This is a genomic window from Mesorhizobium sp. RCAM 05099, assembly GCF_059683685.1.
This window is the reverse complement of record NZ_CM185035.1, coordinates 633,098-651,842: the sequence shown is the minus strand read 5'-3', so window position 1 is coordinate 651,842 and position 18,745 is coordinate 633,098. Positions and strand designations below refer to the sequence as shown.

The 18,745-nt window shown below is 64.1% G+C and carries 14 protein-coding genes; 3 read left to right on the top strand and 11 right to left on the bottom strand.

Annotated features, from left to right (window positions below; genetic code table 11):
* Positions 1–74 precede the first annotated feature (74 nt).
* Positions 75–1,178 carry a saccharopine dehydrogenase family protein gene (locus AC56QQ_RS03140; RefSeq protein ID WP_497125521.1) on the top strand — a complete coding sequence of 368 codons (1,104 nt, stop codon included), beginning with the start codon at positions 75–77 and terminating at the stop codon, positions 1,176–1,178.
* 111 nt (positions 1,179–1,289) lie between these two features.
* Here AC56QQ_RS03140 and lpdA read toward each other — a convergent pair whose 3' ends face one another.
* The 4 genes from lpdA to AC56QQ_RS03120 all read right to left on the bottom strand — a co-directional run bounded on the left by lpdA (position 1,290) and on the right by AC56QQ_RS03120 (position 6,512).
* On the bottom strand, positions 1,290–2,684 hold the full coding sequence (gene lpdA, locus AC56QQ_RS03135; RefSeq protein WP_497125520.1) for a dihydrolipoyl dehydrogenase: 1,395 nt from the start codon (positions 2,682–2,684) through the stop codon (positions 1,290–1,292).
* A gap of 245 nt (positions 2,685–2,929) precedes the next feature.
* On the bottom strand, positions 2,930–4,261 hold the full coding sequence (locus AC56QQ_RS03130) for a dihydrolipoamide acetyltransferase family protein (RefSeq protein ID WP_497125519.1): 1,332 nt from the start codon (positions 4,259–4,261) through the stop codon (positions 2,930–2,932).
* Position 4,262: 1 nt separating this feature from the next.
* On the bottom strand, positions 4,263–5,276 hold the full coding sequence (locus AC56QQ_RS03125; protein ID WP_497125518.1) for an alpha-ketoacid dehydrogenase subunit beta: 1,014 nt from the start codon (positions 5,274–5,276) through the stop codon (positions 4,263–4,265).
* A 3-nt stretch (positions 5,277–5,279) separates the two neighbouring features.
* Positions 5,280–6,512: a 3-methyl-2-oxobutanoate dehydrogenase (2-methylpropanoyl-transferring) subunit alpha gene (locus tag AC56QQ_RS03120; protein ID WP_497125517.1), complete on the bottom strand. Its 1,233-nt coding sequence runs from the start codon at positions 6,510–6,512 to the stop codon at positions 5,280–5,282.
* A gap of 576 nt (positions 6,513–7,088) precedes the next feature.
* On the opposite strand from AC56QQ_RS03120, the gene holA reads away from it, so the two are divergent.
* On the top strand, positions 7,089–8,132 hold the full coding sequence (gene holA, locus AC56QQ_RS03115) for a DNA polymerase III subunit delta (protein WP_497125516.1): 1,044 nt from the start codon (positions 7,089–7,091) through the stop codon (positions 8,130–8,132).
* A gap of 336 nt (positions 8,133–8,468) precedes the next feature.
* Here the strand turns inward: holA and AC56QQ_RS03110 are convergent, their stop codons facing one another.
* From AC56QQ_RS03110 to mnmE, 5 genes are all read right to left on the bottom strand, one after another.
* Complete coding sequence (locus AC56QQ_RS03110; protein WP_497125515.1) at positions 8,469–9,356, bottom strand: ParB/RepB/Spo0J family partition protein; 888 nt, start codon at positions 9,354–9,356, stop codon at positions 8,469–8,471.
* A 67-nt stretch (positions 9,357–9,423) separates the two neighbouring features.
* Positions 9,424–10,224, bottom strand: coding sequence for a ParA family protein (locus tag AC56QQ_RS03105; protein WP_091575900.1), 801 nt, complete (start codon positions 10,222–10,224; stop codon positions 9,424–9,426).
* Positions 10,225–10,266: 42 nt separating this feature from the next.
* Entirely contained in the window at positions 10,267–10,899 is a 633-nt protein-coding gene (gene rsmG, locus AC56QQ_RS03100) for a 16S rRNA (guanine(527)-N(7))-methyltransferase RsmG (protein ID WP_497125514.1), read from the bottom strand.
* On the bottom strand, positions 10,896–12,767 hold the full coding sequence (mnmG, locus tag AC56QQ_RS03095; protein ID WP_497125513.1) for a tRNA uridine-5-carboxymethylaminomethyl(34) synthesis enzyme MnmG: 1,872 nt from the start codon (positions 12,765–12,767) through the stop codon (positions 10,896–10,898). The genes rsmG and mnmG overlap by 4 nt, the downstream gene beginning before the upstream one ends.
* 194 nt (positions 12,768–12,961) lie before the next feature.
* The gene (mnmE, locus tag AC56QQ_RS03090; RefSeq protein ID WP_497125512.1) at positions 12,962–14,293 is read right to left on the bottom strand and encodes a tRNA uridine-5-carboxymethylaminomethyl(34) synthesis GTPase MnmE; all 1,332 of its coding nucleotides are present in this window, start codon (positions 14,291–14,293) and stop codon (positions 12,962–12,964) included.
* 57 nt (positions 14,294–14,350) lie between these two features.
* On the opposite strand from mnmE, the gene AC56QQ_RS03085 reads away from it, so the two are divergent.
* The gene (locus AC56QQ_RS03085) at positions 14,351–16,369 is read left to right on the top strand and encodes a thioredoxin domain-containing protein (RefSeq protein WP_497125511.1); all 2,019 of its coding nucleotides are present in this window, start codon (positions 14,351–14,353) and stop codon (positions 16,367–16,369) included.
* Between the two features lie 2 nt (positions 16,370–16,371).
* Here AC56QQ_RS03085 and yddG read toward each other — a convergent pair whose 3' ends face one another.
* A complete protein-coding gene (yddG, locus tag AC56QQ_RS03080; RefSeq protein ID WP_497125510.1) occupies positions 16,372–17,298 on the bottom strand; it encodes an aromatic amino acid exporter YddG in 927 nt (308 codons plus the stop codon).
* 173 nt (positions 17,299–17,471) lie between these two features.
* A complete protein-coding gene (rho, locus tag AC56QQ_RS03075; protein ID WP_082525387.1) occupies positions 17,472–18,737 on the bottom strand; it encodes a transcription termination factor Rho in 1,266 nt (421 codons plus the stop codon).
* Positions 18,738–18,745 lie beyond the last annotated feature (8 nt).

Below are 18,745 nucleotides of genomic sequence, written 5' to 3'. Positions count from 1 at the left end.
AATTCCACGCTTCCTTTCGACGAGCAAGCTGCGATCCTGTCCCCAGAAATCAGCTTTTGCGCGAGGGATCGGTCATGAAGAAAATTGTTGTTGTCGGCGCCGGCAAGATCGGCTCGACCATTGCCGGGATGCTTGCCGGTACGGGTGATTATCAAGTCACCCTGGTCGACCGCTCCGCGGCGCAGCTCGCCGCGGCCGAACTGCCCGCGGCGGTCGCCACACTGGAACTCGACATCGAGGCAGCCGGCACGCTCGAAGCGGCCTTGGCCGACAAGTTCGCGGTGCTCAGCGCCGCCCCGTTCCATCTGACGACGCGCATCGCCGAGGCGGCGGCAAGTGCCGGCGTGCACTATCTCGATCTCACCGAGGATGTCGTCAGCACAAGGCGGGTCAAGGAACTGGCCCGCTCGGCCAGAAGCGCCTTCATCCCGCAATGCGGCCTTGCGCCGGGCTTCATCTCGATCGTCGCCAATGATCTGGCCAGCCGCTTCGACACGCTGGAGAGCGTGCGCATGCGGGTTGGCGCCCTGCCGCAATATCCCTCCAACGCGTTGAACTACAATTTGACCTGGAGCACTGACGGCGTCATCAACGAATATTGCGAGCCTTGCGAGGCGATCGTCGAGGGCGAGCTGGTCGAAGTGCCGCCGCTGGAGGAGCGCGAGGAATTCTCGCTCGACGGCGTCACCTACGAGGCGTTCAACACGTCCGGCGGGCTCGGCACCTTGGCGGAGACGCTGAAGGGCAAGGTGCGCACGCTCAACTACCGCACGATCCGCTATCCCGGCCACGCCGCGATCATGAAGGCACTGCTCAACGATCTTGGGCTGCGCCACCGCCGCGAGGTGCTGAAGGACATCTTCGAGAGCGCCCTGCCGGCGACGCTGCAGGACGTGGTCATCGTCTTCGTCACTGTCTCGGGCCGCAAGAACGGCCGCCTGCTGCAGGAGACCTACGCCAACAAGATCTACTCCAGGCGCATCGGCCAGACGGTGCGCAGCGCCATCCAGATCACCACTGCCTCCGGCATCTGCGCCGTGCTCGACATGCTCGCCGATGGGACCTTGCCCGCGACCGGTTTCATCAGACAGGAAGACATCGCGCTCGACGCCTTCCTCGCCAACCGCTTCGGCCGCGCCTACGCGCAGCACGAGATGGAGAGCCGGCTCGCGAGCTGAGGAGCCGCCCCTTTCCTCTCCCCCGTCGACCGGGGGAGAGGAAGGGAGCCTGGGGGAGTAGGTTAGCGCTGTTCCTCTCCCCTTGCGCCCCACAAGGGGGAGCGTAAACGCCTAAATATGCAGCGCGTGGCCGAGCGCCTTCAGCGCCGCTTCCTGGAACCCTTCGCCCTGCGTCGGATGCGCGTGGATTGTTCCGGCGATATCCTCCAGCCTTGCCCCCATTTCGAGCGCCAGACCAAACGCCGCCGACAGTTCCGAGACGCCCTGTCCGACCGCCTGGATGCCGAGCACCAGATGGTTGTCCGCGCGGGCGACAACACGCACGAAACCGTCCTCGCCGAGCCTCGTCATCGCGCGGCCGTTGGCGGCAAAGGGAAACATTCCGATCTTGATCTCGCCCTGGCCCTTGGCCTCTTCAGGCGACAGGCCAGCCGTCACCAGCTCAGGATCGGTGAAGCACACCGCGGGAATGCAGCGTTTGTCCCAGCTGCGCTTGTGGCCGGCCACGATCTCGGCGACCATTTCACCTTGCGCCATCGCCCGGTGCGCCAGCATCGGCTCGCCGGTGACATCACCGATGGCGAAGACGCCGCGCATCGAGCTGCGGCACTGGTCGTCGATGCGGATGAATTTGCCGGCCCTGTCGAGGTCGATCTGGTCGAGCCCCCAGCCTTCGGTCACCGGCTTGCGGCCAATCGTCACCAGGATCTTGTCGGCGGCCACTTTGGCGCTCTTGCCATCCAACGTCTCGACCAGCAGCGCGTCGCCCTTGGTCGACAGGCCCTTGGCCTTGGCACCTAGCATCACCTCGATGCCGAGTTCGGCCAGGCGCTTGACCACCGGCCGGGTGAGCTCGGCGTCATACTGCGCCAGCACCCGTGGCAAGGCCTCGACCACGGTCACCTTGGCACCCATTTTTGCGAACGCCATGCCGAGTTCGAGGCCGATATAGCCGCCACCGACGACGGCGAGCCTTTTCGGCACCGCGCTCAGCGCCAAGGCCTCGGTGGATGAAATCACCGGCCCGCCAAATGGCAGGAACGGCAGTTCGACCGGCGCCGAGCCGGTAGCGATCACGATCGTTTCGGCGCGGATCACTTGGCTTCCGGTCTCGGTCTCGACCTCGACGGTCTTGCCATCGCGGAACGTCGCCCAGCCCTGAACCGTCTTCACTTTGGCCTTCTTGAGCAGGCCCGCCACGCCGCTGTTGAGCCGGCTGACGATTCCATCCTTCCAGGCCACGGTTCTGGCGAGATCGAGGACGGGTGCCGAGACCGAGATGCCGAGCGGGCTGTTGCCGCCGGCCATGTGCGACACCTTCTCGAACTCTTCCGCCGCGTGGATCAGCGCCTTGGACGGAATGCAGCCGACATTGAGGCAGGTGCCGCCGGGCTTGCCGGCCTCGACGATCACCGTGTCGATGCCGAGCTGGCCGGCGCGGATGGCGCAGACATAGCCGCCGGGACCAGCGCCGATGACGAGCAGCTTGCAGGAGATTTCCTTCATGACGACTGCTCCCCTTCGGCGAAGGCCGCGACGTGCCTTTTCCTTCCCCCTTGTGGGGGAAGGTGGATCGGCGCGATAGCGCCGAGACGGATGAGGGGTGTTCCAGCCAAGTGAGGCGTTGGCGTTCCCTGGAGCACCCCTCATCCGTCGCCTTCGGCGACACCTTCTCCCACAAGGGGAGAAGGGGAAGCCCACACACCAGCGCCGGCAACTTCCGACGAACCGTCTTGATCAACCGCATCACTCTAATCCACGAAAATCAGCGCTGGCGTTTCCAGCAGCGTCTTGATGCGCTGGATGAAGACGGCGGCGTTCCAGCCGTCGATGACGCGATGGTCGAAGCTGGAGGACAGGTTCATCATCTTGCGCGGCATGAACTGCGTGCCGTCCCACACCGGCCGCACCATCATCTTGTTGACGCCGATGATCGCCACTTCCGGATGATTGATCACCGGCGTCGTCGCCACGCCGCCCATGGCGCCAAGCGAAGTGATGGTGATGGTCGAGCCGGACAGCTCGTCGCGTGTCGCCGTGCCGGACTTGGCCGCTTCCGCCAACCTGATGACCTCGGCGCCACAATCCCAGATGTCGCGCGCCTCGGCATGCTTGACCACCGGCACCACCAGCCCCGACGGCGTCTGCGCGGCAATGCCGATATGGATGCCGCCATGCTGGTGGATGATGCCGGCTTCGTCGTCGAACAGCGAATTGAGATTGGGCTGATCGGCGATTGCCTTGACCATCGCCCGCATCAGGAACGGCAGCAATGTCAGCTTCGGCCGCTCTGCTCCACTCCGGTCTGCGCGTTTTTCCTTGTTGAGCGCTGCGCGCAGTTCCTCCAGCGCGGTGACGTCGATCTCCTCGACATAGGTGATGTGCGGGATGCGCGACTTTGACAGCGTCATCTTCTCGGCGATCTTGCGCCGGAGCCCGACCACCTTGATGTCCTCTACCGTGTCGTTGCGGGCAAGGCCGGAGGTCTTGGCGGCCTGAGGACCGCGGGTCAGATAGGCCTCGATATCCTCGTGGCTTATGCGGCCGGCCGGGCCGGTTCCCGCAACCTGCCTGAGATCAATGCCGGCCTCCCTGGCCCGCAGGCGCACGGCCGGCGAGGCCAGCGGTTTCTCACCCTCCAGACGCGGCGCGCCAGAGACGGAAGGCTGCTGGGCGTTTTTCACAACGGCCGCAGCCGGCTTTATATCCGTTGCGCTGGCGTTTGGCGAAGCCTTCGCGATTGGCGCAACGGTTTCAGGCTTCGACGTCGGGAGCCTCGCCGGAGCTTCGGCGGCCACCACTTCCACCTCGTCGCCGCCCTGTGGCTTCGCATTGCCCTCGCCCGCCACCTTCAGCCGCACGATGGGCGAGCCGATCGCCACCGTGTCGCCGATCTCGGCGCCCAGCCACAGGATCTGGCCATCGACAGGCGACGGGATTTCGACCGTTGCCTTGTCGGTCATGACGGCGGCGAGCACGGTGTCTTCGCGCACGATGTCGCCGACCTTGACATGCCACTCGACCAGCTCGGCTTCGGCGACGCCTTCGCCGACATCGGGCAACTTGATGACGTGCTCGCCCATCTCAGGCCTCCATGGTTTCGATGAGAGCGCGGCCAAGCCGGGCGGGACCGGGGAAATAGTCCCACTCCTGCGCATGCGGATAGGGCGTATCCCAGCCGGCGACCCGCGCCACCGGCGCCTCCAGATGGTAGAAGCAGTTCTCCTGCACCAGCGCCGACAGCTCGGCGCCGAAGCCGGAGGTCAGCGTCGCCTCGTGCACGATGACGCAGCGCCCGGTCTTCTTGACCGAAGCCACGATGGTGTCGAGATCGAGCGGCAGCAGGGTTCTCAGATCGATGATCTCGGCATCGATGCCGGTCTCCTCGACGGCGGCCTGCGCGACATAGACCATGGTGCCGTAGGCGAGCACCGTGATCGCCGCGCCCGTCCTGCGGATCGCGGCCTTGCCGAGCGGAACCGTATAGTGGCCGTCGGCGACCTCGCCGAGTTCATGCTTCGACCATGGCGTCACCGGCCGGTCGTGATGGCCGTCGAAGGGGCCGTTGTAGAGCCGCTTCGGCTCGAGGAAGATCACCGGGTCCGGATCCTCGATCGCGGCGATGAGCAACCCCTTGGCATCATGCGGGTTGGACGGCACCACGGTCTTCAGGCCCGACACATGGGTGAACAGCGCTTCCGGACTCTGGCTGTGGGTCTGGCCGCCGAAGATGCCGCCGCCGGTCGGCATCCGCACCACGATCGGGCAGGTGAAATCGCCATTAGAGCGGTAGCGCAGCCGTGCCGCTTCCTGGGTCAGCTGGTCGTAGGCCGGATACATGTAGTCGGCAAACTGAATTTCCACGCACGGCTTCAAGCCATAGGCGGCCATGCCGATGGCCGAGCCGACAATGCCGGATTCGTTGATCGGCGCGTCGAAGCAGCGGCTCTTGCCGTATTTCGCCTGCAGGCCCTGCGTGCAGCGGAAGACGCCGCCGAAGAAGCCGACATCCTCGCCGAACACGACGACGCGTTCGTCACGTCCCATAGACACATCCATGGCGTCGCGGATCGCCTCGATCATGGTCCGTCTCGGCATGGCTCAGACTCCCGCCTGCTGGCGCTGTCGCCGCAGATGCGGCGGCATCTCGGCATAGAGGCCCTCGAACATGTCGCGCGTCGACGGCTTGCCGCCAGCATGCAGCGTGCCGTGGCTTTCCGCTTCCTTCTGCGCCGCGATCACCGTGTCGAGGATTTCCGCCTCGGCCTGCGCGTGACGCTCGTCCGACCAGACGCCGAGCCCGATCAGATGGTTCTTCAGTCGCACGATCGGGTCGCCGAGCGGCCAGGCGTCGGATTCGGTCTTTGGCCGGTAGGCGGAGGGATCGTCCGAGCTGGAATGCGCGCCGGCGCGGTAGGTGACATATTCGACCAGCGTCGGCCCGAGATTGCTGCGCGCGCGCTCCGCCGCCCATTTGGCCACCGCGTGGACGGCGAGATAATCGTTGCCGTCGACGCGCAGCGACGGGATGCCGAAGCCGAGCCCTCGCGCGGCGAAGGTGCCGGAGCCGCCGCGCGCGATGCCCTGGAAGGTCGATATCGCCCACTGGTTGTTGACGACATTGAGCACGACGGGCGCCTTGTAGGTGGAGGCGAACACCAGCGCCGAATGGAAGTCGGACTCGGCGGTCGAGCCGTCGCCGATCCAGGCGGCGGCAATGCGCGAATCGTTCGAGATCGCCGAAGCCATCGCCCAGCCGACCGCCTGGATGTACTGCGTCGCCAGATTGCCGGAGATCGAGAAGAAGCCGTGCTCCTTCGACGAGTACATGACCGGCAATTGCCTGCCTTTCAGCGGGTCGGCCTCGTTGGAATAGATCTGGTTCATCATCGTGACCATCGGATAGTCGTCGGCGATGAGCAGGCCTGCCTGGCGATAGGTGGGGAAGTTCATGTCGCCCGGGCTAAGCGCCTTGCGGAAGGCGCAGCTCACCGCCTCTTCGCCGAGATGCTGCATGTAGAAGGACGTCTTGCCCTGGCGCTGCGCCATCTGCATGCGGGCGTCGAAGGTTCTGAGCGTCACCATGTGGCGAAGGCCAGCCAACAACTCGTCATGGGAAAGCAACCCCGCCCAGGGGCCGACGGCTTCGCCGTTGCGGTTCAGCACACGGATGATCGAGAAGGCGAGGTCGCGGATCGTGCGCGGATCGACATCGATCTCCGGGCGCGGCACCGAGCCGGCCTTCGGGACGGTCACATTGGAAAAGTCAGGCGTTCCGCCCGGCCGCACTTCCGGTTCCGGAACGTGAAAACGCAACATCCCAGCATCGGCCATGACCTTTGTCCTCCAATGTTGCCTGGCCAAGGATATTTGCATATCCGCGCGGCCAGACCAGTGCGAATTCGTCGGGCAAGCCTTCGGGCTTCGGTCCCGGCCGCGCCGGCCGATGCAGCCTCCCGCGCACAGGATGTAGATATGTCCGCGAAATTTCTTGTCGATGTTGGCGGGAGGCGCGCAATTAGGCGCAAGGTTGCGGCGGGTTTGTCGCCAGATAAGGCCATTGGCCGGCAGTACTTGGGTTCCTCGCCCTCGCTTTAACGCCTCCTGAGGGAGAAGACGGGCGCCAAGGTTGGCCAACGCGCGCCTTTCCTCTCCCCCGTCGATCGGGGGAGAGGTGTCGAGCGAAGCTCGACGGAGTGGGGGTCGACCTGTCATCGAAGCCATCCTTCCGCCTGATTGCCGCTTGCCTGGGTTTTCTTGCTCGCTGGATTGTGCCTGTCTCGCGGCGGCGCGTCTGGCGAGCGGCTTCCCCCACTCCGTCGCTGCTGCGCGGCGCCACCTCTCCCCCGTCGATCGAGGGAGAGGAACCCCAAGCTGGAAGCCGTCCCGACATCATGCTAACCACCCTTCATGGCACAGAAGAAAGCTTTCGAGGTCGATTCCTGGCTGGCGCGGCCGGATCCGCGCATCTCGATCGTCCTGCTCTATGGCCCAGACCGTGGGCTTGTCGCCGAGCGTGCGAAAGCCTTTGCCGAAAAGACCGGCCTGCCGCTCGACGATCCGTTCTCGGTGGTCCGGCTGGAGGGCTCGGAGGTTGACCGCGACGAGGGCCGCCTGCTCGACGAAGCGCGCACCGTGCCGATGTTTTCGGAGCGGCGCCTGCTGTGGGTGCGCAACGCCAGCGGCCAGAAGGCGCTGGCCGACGACGTCAAGGCGCTCACCGCCGAACCGCCGCGCGATGCCATCATCGTGATCGAGGCCGGCGATCTCAAGAAGGGCGTCGGGCTGCGCGCCGTCGTCGAGGCGGCGGAGAACGCCATGGCCCTGCCTTGCTATGCCGATGAAGCCAGGGATATCGACGCGGTCATCGACGATGAACTGCGCAAGGCCGGCATGTCGATGACCATGGAGGCGCGACTGGCGCTGCGCCGCAATCTGGGCGGCGACCGGCTGGCCTCGCGCGGCGAAATCGAGAAGCTCATCCTCTATGCCCATGGCCAGAAGGAGATCGGGCTGGAAGAGGTCAAGGCCATGTCGGGTGACGTGTCGGGCGCGTCCTTCGACGACGCGGTCGACGCGCTTCTCGAAGGCAAGATCGGCGACTTCGACACCGCCTTCACCCGTCATTGCCAGTCCGGCGGCCCGCCCTTCCTGGTCCTTTCATCGGCGATGCGGCAGCTGCAGCAAATCCAGGCCATGCGCGGCCAGATGGATTCGGGTGGCCGCAACGCCGCATCCGTCGTCGCCGCCGCCCGGCCGCCGGTGTTCTTCTCGCGGCGCAAACTGGTTGAGAAAGCGCTGGAGCGCTGGAGCAGCGAAGCGCTCGGCCGCGCCCTGACCCGTTTGCAGACCGCCGTGCTGCAGACGCGGCGACGGCCGGACCTTTCGGTTGCGCTGGCAAGGCAGGCACTGCTCGGTATTGCGGTGGAAAGCAGCCGGCTGGCGCAAAGGTAGGTCTTTGGACGCAACCGGCGCCTTGGGCTTGTGCCGGAGGCGGCCGATGGTCGATGTCAGCGCCGCCCCTCATTGCCCTGCCGGGCATTTCTCCCCGTACAGTGACGGGGAGAAAGACGCTGGCCGCAACGCTGGCGTCCTTCCTGCAATGTTTGTGATTGGCGAAACCGTCGATGACCGCGTCCCTCGCCCCGTTTACGGGGAGAGTATGCCGGCAGGCAGGTGAGGGGCGGCGTCGACGCCCATAGCAATCAGATTTACTGACGAATTCGTCTCAAAATCAAATCGCTACAGCCACTTCAAAGGTCACTGATACCAGGATAGTTCGCCGGCTAACTACCGTTCCTGCTTCAGCCTGCGACACAGCTCGTCAAGCTGCTCCAGCGACCGATACGAAACCCGCAGCTCGCCGCCCCTGCCCTTGTGATCGATCGACACGATCATGCCGAGTGTGTCGGTCATCAGCTTTTCCAGCGCCAGCGTGTCGGTGTCCTTTTCCGGCGCGCTGTGCGCCTGCTTCGCCCTGGCTGGAGTGGGGCCGGCCGGCATCTGCGCCAGCGCTTCGGCCTGGCGCACCGAAAGTCCTTCTTCGACGATGCGCTTGGCAAGTCCGGCGGGATCCTCCGCCGTCACCAGCGTGCGGGCATGGCCGGCCGACAGCGCGCCGTCGACCAGCATGTCGCGGATCACGTCGGGCAGCTTCAGGAGCCGCAGCGTGTTGGCGACATGGCTGCGGCTCTTGCCGATCACCTGGCCGAGATCGGCCTGGGTGTAGCCGTGCTCGTCGATCAGTTGCTGGTAGCCGAGCGCCTCCTCGACCGCATTGAGGTCGGTGCGCTGGACGTTCTCGATGATCGCCAGCTCGAGCGCCGTGCGGTCGTTGACCTCACGAATGATGACCGGGATTTCGCTCAGCCCGGCGCGCTGCGCCGCCCGCCAGCGCCGCTCGCCGGCAATGATCTCGTAACGGCCGGCCTGGGTGGGCGATGGCCGCGCCACCACCGGCTGCACGATGCCATGTTCGCGGATCGACTGCGCCAGATCGGTCAGATCGGCGTCGCCGAAATGCCGGCGCGGATTTTTCGGATTGGGGCTCAGGAACTCGATCGGCACCTTGCCGTCGGCGCTCATACCAGGCTTTTCCGGCGCCGCCGGGCGATCGATCTCGCCGATCAGCGCTGCCAGCCCGCGGCCCAGTCTTTTTCTCGAAAGGTCTTCGCTCATCTTTATTCCAAGGGTCCCGGATCGTTTCGGTATCGAATCGGCTTTTCGGTCTATGCATCCGGCCTAATCAAGCGGCGCGCAATTTACGCTCGCGACGGATCACTTCCGATGCCAGTTGCAGATAGGCTTGGCTGCCCGAGCATTTGAGGTCGTACAGGATCGCCGGCTTGCCGTAGGACGGTGCCTCGGACACCCGCACATTGCGCGGAATGATGGTCTCGTAGACCTTGTCGCCCATATGGGCGCGGACATCCTGGACCACCTGGTTGGCGAGATTGTTGCGGCCGTCATACATGGTCAGCACGATGCCCTGGATGGTGAGATCCGGATTGATCGAACGGCGAACCTGCTCGACGGTTTCCAGCAACTGGCTGAGGCCTTCGAGCGCGAAGAACTCGCATTGCAGCGGCACCAGCACCGAATCGGCCGCGGCCATCGAATTGAGCGTCAGGAGGTTGAGCGACGGCGGGCAGTCGATCAGCACATAGCCGAAACCGGCCGAACGCGCCGAAGCGGCACGCAAGGCGTTGCGCAACCGCAGGACCCGGTCCGGCGCCGACGCGATCTCCATTTCGATGCCAAGCAAGTCGAGCGTCGACGGAACGATCGACAGGCCAGGCACAGCGGTCGGGATGGCCGCCGCTTCCAGCTCCAGCTCACCCGTCAGCACGTCATAGGACGAAACCGTCCGGTCCTTGCGGTCGATGCCCAGGCCGGTGCTGGCATTGCCTTGCGGATCGAGATCGACGATCAGCACCTTTTCGCCGATTGCCGCCAGTGCAGTGGCCAGATTGATGGCGGTGGTCGTCTTGCCGACGCCACCTTTCTGGTTGGCTACGGTGATGATTCGGGGGCCATTCTTCATCATGGGTCTATGCCAGAAATTCATATCGAGGTCGCCAAGCAAAAATCAGACAGGCCGCAAATTCGACAGCTCAAGGATGACGCCGCCAGCGTCGGTCACGCTTGGATGTTCTACCAGATCGAAGGACCATCGGTGAACGCTTTCTTGCACTTCGGCGCGGTAATCCCGGCCTTTGTGGAACAGCCCGCGCGCGCCTGATGTCAGCCACGGCGCCGACAGGTCCAGCAGGGTCGAAAGCGGGGCCAACGCCCGCGCCGTGACGATTTGTGGTGTCGAAACAAGCGCATGGCTGTCATCGATGCGGCGCGCCACGACGCGCGCCGGCAGGTTGAACTGGCCGACGACGGCCTGCAGGAAAGAGGCCTTCTTACGGTTGCTTTCGACCAGATCGATGCTGGCGGCGTCTCGTTCGGCAAGCAGAAAGGCCATGACAAGGCCCGGAAATCCGCCACCCGAACCCAGATCGACCCAGCGCGTGGCGGAAGGCTCTATGCGCCCGAGCTGCGCGCTGTCCAGAATGTGACGCTGCCAGACATCGCCGGATGTCGATTGCGCGACGAGGTTGATGCTGCGGTTCCATTTCTGGAACATCTGCTCGAACGCCACCAGGCGATCGAATGTTTCACGTGAAACCGGGCCCGCCGCGTCCTGCAGGCTCTTCCAGGAGAAAGAGCTCACGCAACGTCCCTCTGCGCATTCTCCTGGTGGCGGACATGCGCGACAATGATCGCCAGCGCCGCCGGCGTCATGCCCTCCATGCGCTGGGCGTCGGCAATGGAGCGGGGCCGCCGCGCCAGCATCTTCTGCTTCAGCTCGTTGGACAGCCCCGGCACAAAGGTAAAGTCGACGGTCTCGGGGATCAACCGGCTCTCTTCATGCCGGATCTGCGCGACGTCCGTCTTCTGGCGATCGAGATAGACCGAATATTTCGCTTCCGTTTCGAGCCGCTCAGCCGTCTTGGCGTCGATCGCCGCGAATTTCGGTTCGAAGCTGGCGAGCCAGGCGACGTCGACGTTGGGATAGGCCAGCAATTCGTAGCCCGAGCGGCGAACGCCGTCGCGGTTGATCTCCAACCCCTGACGCGCCGCCTCATTGGGGGTCATGGCGAGCGCGACCGCCAGCTCCCGTGCCGCGTCGAGCCGCTGCATCATGTCGCCGTAGCGCTGCATTCGTTGCGCCGACGCAATCCCCAGCTTCGCGGCGAGAGGCGTCAGCCGCTCGTCCGCATTGTCGGCGCGTAGCGACAGCCGGAACTCGGCCCGCGAGGTGAACATCCGGTAGGGCTCGCTGATGCCACGGCTGGTCAGGTCGTCGACCATCACGCCGATATAGGCCTCGGTGCGGCTGAGCACGACCTGCGCGCCGCCTGACGCTCGCTTTGCCGCATTGAGGCCGGCAAGCAGGCCCTGCCCGGCGGCTTCCTCATAGCCGGTGGTGCCGTTGATCTGCCCGGCGAGGAAGAGGCCGCCAACGCGCTTCGTCTCGAGCGTCTGATGCAGTTCGCGCGGGTCGACATGATCATATTCGATGGCATAGCCGGGCTGCAGCATGACAGCGCGCTCAAGCCCGGGAATGGTCTTCAGGATATCGAGCTGCACATCCTCTGGCAGCGAGGTCGAGATGCCGTTGGGATAGACGGTGTCGTCATCCAGCCCTTCCGGCTCCAGGAAGATCTGGTGCCCGTCCCTGTCGCCGAATTTGACGATCTTGTCCTCGATCGACGGGCAATAGCGCGGTCCCACGCCTTCGATCGAGCCGGAGTACATGGCCGACCGGTTAAGATTGGCGCGGATCAGTTCATGCGTGGCCGGGGTGGTGCGGGTGATGCCGCAATCGATCTGCGGCGTCTCGATACGATCGGTCATCAGTGAGAACGGCACCGGATCCTCATCCGCCGCCTGGCTCTCCAGCGATGCCCAATCGATGGTGCGCCCGTCGAGCCGGGGCGGCGTGCCGGTCTTCAGCCGACCGAGCTTGAAGCCGACCCGTGTCATCGTCGCCGACAGGCCGATGCTGGCTTGCTCGTTCATGCGTCCGGCGACAATCTTCTTCTCGCCAATATGGATGAGCCCGCGCAGGAAGGTTCCGGTGGTCAGAACCACCGCACCGCAGGCCAACCTGCGGCCGTCAGCCAGAAGAACAGCAGCGATTTGGCCCTCGTCGATTTCGAAATCGAGAACCTCGCCTTCAACGACGTCGAGATCGTTCTGGTGCCGAATCGCTGCTTGCATGGCAAGGCGATAGAGCTTCCTGTCGGCCTGCGTACGGGGCCCGCGCACCGCTGGCCCCTTGCGACGATTCAGCAAGCGGAACTGGATACCGGCGGCATCCGCCACCCGGCCCATCAGCCCGTCCATGGCGTCGATCTCGCGAACCAGATGGCCCTTGCCGAGCCCGCCGATCGCCGGATTGCAGGACATCACGCCGATCGTGTCGAAGCGCAGCGTCACCAGCGCGGTCCTCGCGCCAGCGCGCGCGGCGGCACTGGCCGCCTCGCAACCAGCGTGGCCGCCGCCCACCACAACCACATCATAGTGATCGGTCATTCCAAATATCCCGGACTCAAAGATTCGATCGACACATGTCCTCGCGAGACCGTGCTGTCAAGAAAACTCCGCGCATCGTTTCACGTGAAACAGCCTCGCGGCTCGTCTCTATGTTTCACGTGAGTCGCGATCCTCCCCAATGTTTCACGTGAGTCATCCCAGGCGTTTGCGACCGAGCGGATGTTTCACGTGAGTCATTTCCCAATACAGAACTGCGAGAAGATGACGTCCAGAAGGTCCTCGACATCGACGGCCCCAACGATCCGGCCAAGGCGGTCGGCGGCGAGCCGCAATTCCTCGGCGCGCAGTTCTTGTCCGACGTCGTGGTCGCTGGTCGCGAGAAGCAGATGGCGGTTGGTTTCGCCAAGCAATTCAATATGGCGCAGGCGCGATGGCAGAACATCGCCGGCGTTGCCCGCCGCGCGAGCCGCGCGTTGCCCGATTTCCGCCAGCAGTGCCTCGACACCGATCCCCTCTACGACCGAAATGACAAGATCATAGTGTCCAGCCGCATCCGCGGCCGCCTGCCCCTCCAATAGGTCGAGCTTGGTGCCAACCCGCAAGGCTGGTATCGCGGCCGGCATGGGACCTGCATCCCTGGGATCCGCCAAGTCCTGGAGCAGCAGCAAGAGATCGGCACGATCCGCCTTGGCTCTTGCCTTCTCGATCCCAATCGCCTCGATCCTGCCCGGCGCATCGCGCAGTCCGGCCGTGTCCGTCAGCCGGACGCGCAGGCCCTGGAGATCCAATGTCACCTCAAGCAGATCCCGCGTCGTGCCTGGCTCATCTGTTACAATAGCTGCATCCCGTCGCGCCAAGGTATTGAACAGACTCGACTTGCCGGCATTGGGCGCACCCAGGATAACGACCTCGAACCCGTCGCGGATGATCTCGGCAGCGCGGAACCCGGCGATGTGGCGGTCAATCTCGCCGATCATCGCCTGGACATCAGACCAGACCGTATCCGAAACGGAACCCGGAACATCATCCTCGTCGGCGAAGTCGATCTCGGCCTCGATCATCGCCCGGGCATGGATCAGCCGCCGCCGCCAGCCGAGATAGAGCTCGCTCTGGGCGCCCTCGGCGTTTTGGATCGCAAAGCGCCGCTGAGCCTCGGTTTCGGCATTGACGAGATCCGCCAGCGCCTCCGTTTCTACCAGGTCCATCTTGCCGTTTAGGAAAGCGCGACGCGTGAATTCGCCGGGTTCCGCGTGCCTGACGCCATCAAAACCGGTGATCGCCTCCAGCATCCTGGCCACCACGGCCCGCCCGCCATGGACATGGAATTCCGCCACATCCTCGCCCGTAAAACTCGCGGGGCCAGGGAAGAAGACAACAAGGCCATGGTCGAGCACGGTTCCGTCGGGCGCCCGCAGTCGGCGCAGAACCGCCGCGCGGTCCTTAACCATGCCGCCGGCGATCGTTTCGACTACGAATCGAGTCTGCGGGCCGGAAATGCGAATGACGGCAATGCCGGCGGGTAGCCGGCCGCTCGACAGCGCAACGATCGAATCCCTTGAAATCATTTGCCCGCTCTATCGAACCGCCCTAGCTTCCGCCCCATTGCAAACCGAGTTGCCGATGTGACATTGCCCGCACAAAACCTGCTTGCCGACGAGGCCAGCCCCTATCTGCAGCAGCACAGCGGCAACCCCGTGCACTGGCGGGCCTGGTTGCCGGCTTCGCTCGAGGAGGCAAAGGCCCTGGACAGGCCGATCCTGCTCTCCGTCGGCTATGCCGCCTGCCATTGGTGCCACGTCATGGCGCACGAGAGCTTCGAGAATGACGACGTCGCCGCCGTCATGAACCGCCTGTTCGTCAATATCAAGGTGGATCGCGAAGAGCGCCCCGACATTGATCAGATCTACATGGCGGCGCTGTCCTCGATGGGCGAGCAAGGCGGCTGGCCGCTGACCATGTTCCTGACGCCGGATGGCAAGCCGTTCTGGGGTGGAACCTACTTTCCGCGCGAGCCGCGCTATGGCCGCCCGGGCTTCGTCCAGGTGATGGAGGCGGTCGACAAGGCCTGGCGCGAGAAGAGAGCCAGCCTGAACCAGAGCGCCGATGGCCTGACCACGCATGTCGGGGCGCGGCTTGCCGGCTCGCATGCTGCGACGGCGCTTGATCGCGACACACTGGCAAAGCTGGCCAGTGGCATCGACGGCATGGTCGACCGCGATCTCGGCGGCCTGCGCGGCGCGCCGAAATTCCCGAACGCGCCGTTCATGCTCACACTCTGGCTGTCCTGGCTGCGGGACGGCAACGCCACGCATCGCGACGACGTCCTCCTCAGCCTTGAACAGATGCTGAGCGGCGGCATCTACGACCACATTGGCGGCGGGCTCAGCCGCTACTCGACCGACGCCGAGTGGCTGGTGCCGCATTTCGAGAAGATGCTCTACGACAACGCCCAGCTCATCCGTCTGTGCAACTGGGCCTATGCGGCAAGCGGCAATGATTTGTTCCGGATGCGAATCGAAGAGACGGTCGACTGGCTGCTGGGTGAAATGCGTGTCGACGGCGGCGCCTTTGCCACCAGCCTCGACGCCGACAGCGACGGCGAGGAAGGACTTTTCTACACCTGGGACAGCCAGGAGATCGAAACTGTTCTTGGTGACGATTCTGCCTTGTTTTTCAAACACTTCACTCTGTCCAGCCCGCATGCCTGGGAGGGCAAGCCGATTGCCCATCAAAGCCGGTCCCAGCAGTCACAAAGTGTGGCCGATCGGGAGCGGCTCAGGCCGCTCAAGGCGAAGCTTCTCGCGGTGAGAGAACAACGGGTCAGGCCAGGCCGCGACGGCAAAACCCTGACCGACTGGAACGGCCTGATGATCGCGGCCCTTGCCGAGGCCGGTCGGTCGCTGGCGCGGCGCGACTGGATCGACGCGGCGGCAAAGGCCTTCGCCCATATCAGCGCCGCCAACCGCGACGACCGCTTGCCGCATTCGATGCTCGGAGTCAGGAGACTGTTTCCTGCCTTGTCCAGTGACTACGCCGCCATGGCCAATGCAGCGATCTCGCTGTTCGAAGCCTCCGGCGATTGGAATTATGTCGATCGGGCCAAGCAGTTCATCGAGAAGCTCGACCTTTGGCACGCCGACGCCGAGAAGACCGGTTACTATCTCACCGCCTCCGACAGCACCGACGTGCCGATCCGCATCAGGGGCGATGTCGACGAGGCTATCTCCTCGGCGACCAGTCAGATCATCGAGGCGATGGTCCGGCTGGCGTCGATCACCGGCGATCTCGACCTGCGGGAGAGAGTCTGGAAAGTCGCCGAGCATGCCGCCGGCCGCGCGGCGCAGCAGGCCTATGGTCAAGCCGGCATCGTCAACGCCTGCGCTCTGGCGATTGAGCCGCTGAAGCTTGTGTTGATAGACGATCCGACGCAACCAACACTTGTTCCGGTTGCGAATCGAAGCCCTGACCCCCGGCGTGTCGACATCGTTGTATCGATCGGTTCGGAAGCGAATCGACCCCTGCTGCCCGGCGGAATCCTGCCACCGACGGACAAGGCCGGCGCTTGGCTGTGCACTGGTCAGGTCTGCCTGCCCGTCATAACGAATCCGGAAGAGCTCGACCGTCTTCTGCGCCGCCAATAGCGTCAGCTTGCCTCGGCTTCCGCAGGCAAGACTTTTGCTTCGGCCGCAGGGACATTCTGCCGTGGCTTGAACAACAGATCCTTGGCGGCGATCACCGCGCCGATGGTGATCAGCACGCAAGCGAGCGCCACGGACCAGTGGAAGACACCAAAACCCGCCAGCAGCAGCACGATTACCGAAAACAGCGGCGCCGCGTAGGACAAAGCGCCGAGAATCATGATGTCGCCGCGCTTGCAGCCATAATCCCAGGCATAAAAGCCGGCGCCGAGAGGGATCGCGCCCAGAACGATGATCGCCCCCCACTGCGTCGTCGTCCGCGGCCAGACAGTGGTCTCAAGCATCAGGTGAAGCGCGAAGGCGACCGCCGCCGTGATGAAGCAGTACCCTGCCACGACATCGGTCGGCACCTGGCCGAAGCGGCGCGACAGAACCGAATAGCCGGCCCAGATGAAGGCACAGAACAGGACAATGACATGGCCCTTCATCACCCCGTTGGCCAGACCGATAGTGCCATCCTTGGTGATCACGACGACGGCGCCGGCAAGGCCAAGAACCACGCCCATGACGTGATGAGCCTTCAGCCTCTCTCCGGGCAGGAAGGCGGCGAAGACGACAATCAGCAGCGGCCATAGATACGCGATCAGGCTGACCTCGACCGGCGGAGCAGACTGGATCGCGAAGAAATAGGCGCAGTGGTAGATGCAAAATCCCGCGGTTCCGATCGCCCAGACCGGCCATGGCTGCCGCAGTGACCGAATGGCCTGCGGGCGAAAGACCCAGCTGCTGGCGCCGAAGAGCGCTCCGAGCAGAAACGTCATCGCCGCCAGCTGAAAGGGCGGGATCGGGCCCGCGGCGATCGAAAGCAGCGCCAGAAGGGACCAGGTCAGGATGGCCGAGAATCCGATCAGGGTCGGGATTGTCTTGTTCACGTCGTCGTCTCTCGCCTAGCAAACACGAGTCGTCGCACAAAGGCGACACTGCCCGCTGCCGCATACGGCCACTCGATATCGGGAATGCGACCTGATCCCAGGCAACGAAAAACCCCACCCCGGTTTCCCGGAATGGGGTTCAATGCATAGACCGGAACGTCCCGGACAAACCGTTACGTGTTCATCGAATCGAAGAAGTCGGCGTTGGTCTTGGTCTGCTTGAGCTTGTCGATCAGGAACTCGATCGCATCGGTCGTTCCCATCGGCGCCAGGATGCGGCGCAGCACGAAGATCTTCTGCAGGTCCTGACGCGGCACCAGCAGGTCCTCCTTGCGGGTACCGGACTTCAATATGTCCATGGCCGGGTAGATGCGCTTGTCGGCCACCTTGCGGTCGAGCACGATTTCCGAATTGCCGGTGCCCTTGAACTCTTCGAAGATGACTTCGTCCATGCGGCTGCCGGTATCGATGAGCGCCGTGGCGATGATGGTCAGCGAGCCGCCTTCCTCGATGTTGCGGGCGGCACCGAAGAAGCGCTTCGGCCGCTGCAGCGCATTGGCGTCGACACCGCCGGTCAGCACCTTGCCGGATGACGGCACCACGGTGTTGTAGGCGCGGCCGAGGCGGGTGATCGAATCGAGCAGGATGACGACGTCGCGGCCATGTTCGACCAGGCGCTTGGCCTTCTCGATGACCATTTCGGCGACCTGCACGTGGCGCACCGCCGGTTCGTCGAAGGTCGAGGAGACGACCTCGCCCTTCACCGAGCGCTGCATGTCGGTCACTTCCTCCGGCCGCTCGTCGATCAAAAGCACGATCAGATAGCATTCGGGATGATTGGTGGTGATCGAATGGGCGATGTTCTGCAGCAGCACCGTCTTGCCGGTGCGCGGCTGGGCCACGATCAAGGCGCGCTGGCCCTTGCCGAGCGGCGCCACCAAGTCGATGACGCGCGCCGAGATGTCCTTGGAGGTCGGAACCTCCATTTCCATCTTCAGCCGCGAGGTCGGATAAAGCGGCGTCAGATTGTCGAAGTGGATCTTGTGGCGGATCTTTTCCGGATCGTCGAAATTGATCGTGTTGACCTTGAGCAGCGCGAAATAGCGCTCGCCCTCTTTCGGGCTGCGGATCGGCCCTTCGACCGTATCGCCGGTCTTCAGCGAAAAGCGCCGGATCTGCGACGGCGAAATATAGATGTCGTCGGGACCTGGCAGGTAGTTGGCATTGGCCGAGCGCAGGAAGCCAAAACCGTCCTGAAGCACTTCAACCACGCCGTCGCCGATGATCTCGACATCCTGGGCGGCCAGCTTCTTCAGGATCGCGAACATCAGCTCCTGCTTGCGCATGACGCTGGCGTTTTCGACCTCGAGCGATTCGGCATAAGCGATCAGCTCTGGTGGCTTCTTGTTCTTGAACTCGGCGAGTTTCATTTCTTGCATAGACGGAC

What these genes read in the sequence shown, in the direction of transcription:
- AC56QQ_RS03140 (WP_497125521.1), top strand. Translation starts at nt 75, where the DNA reads ATGAAGAAAATTGTTGTTGTCGGCGCCGGCAAGATCGGCTCGACCATT.
- lpdA (WP_497125520.1), bottom strand. Translation starts at nt 2,684, where the DNA reads ATGAAGGAAATCTCCTGCAAGCTGCTCGTCATCGGCGCTGGTCCCGGC.
- AC56QQ_RS03130 (WP_497125519.1), bottom strand. Translation starts at nt 4,261, where the DNA reads ATGGGCGAGCACGTCATCAAGTTGCCCGATGTCGGCGAAGGCGTCGCC.
- AC56QQ_RS03125 (WP_497125518.1), bottom strand. Translation starts at nt 5,276, where the DNA reads ATGCCGAGACGGACCATGATCGAGGCGATCCGCGACGCCATGGATGTG.
- AC56QQ_RS03120 (WP_497125517.1), bottom strand. Translation starts at nt 6,512, where the DNA reads ATGGCCGATGCTGGGATGTTGCGTTTTCACGTTCCGGAACCGGAAGTG.
- holA (WP_497125516.1), top strand. Translation starts at nt 7,089, where the DNA reads ATGGCACAGAAGAAAGCTTTCGAGGTCGATTCCTGGCTGGCGCGGCCG.
- AC56QQ_RS03110 (WP_497125515.1), bottom strand. Translation starts at nt 9,356, where the DNA reads ATGAGCGAAGACCTTTCGAGAAAAAGACTGGGCCGCGGGCTGGCAGCG.
- AC56QQ_RS03105 (WP_091575900.1), bottom strand. Translation starts at nt 10,224, where the DNA reads ATGATGAAGAATGGCCCCCGAATCATCACCGTAGCCAACCAGAAAGGT.
- mnmG (WP_497125513.1), bottom strand. Translation starts at nt 12,767, where the DNA reads ATGACCGATCACTATGATGTGGTTGTGGTGGGCGGCGGCCACGCTGGT.
- mnmE (WP_497125512.1), bottom strand. Translation starts at nt 14,293, where the DNA reads ATGATTTCAAGGGATTCGATCGTTGCGCTGTCGAGCGGCCGGCTACCC.
- rho (WP_082525387.1), bottom strand. Translation starts at nt 18,737, where the DNA reads ATGCAAGAAATGAAACTCGCCGAGTTCAAGAACAAGAAGCCACCAGAG.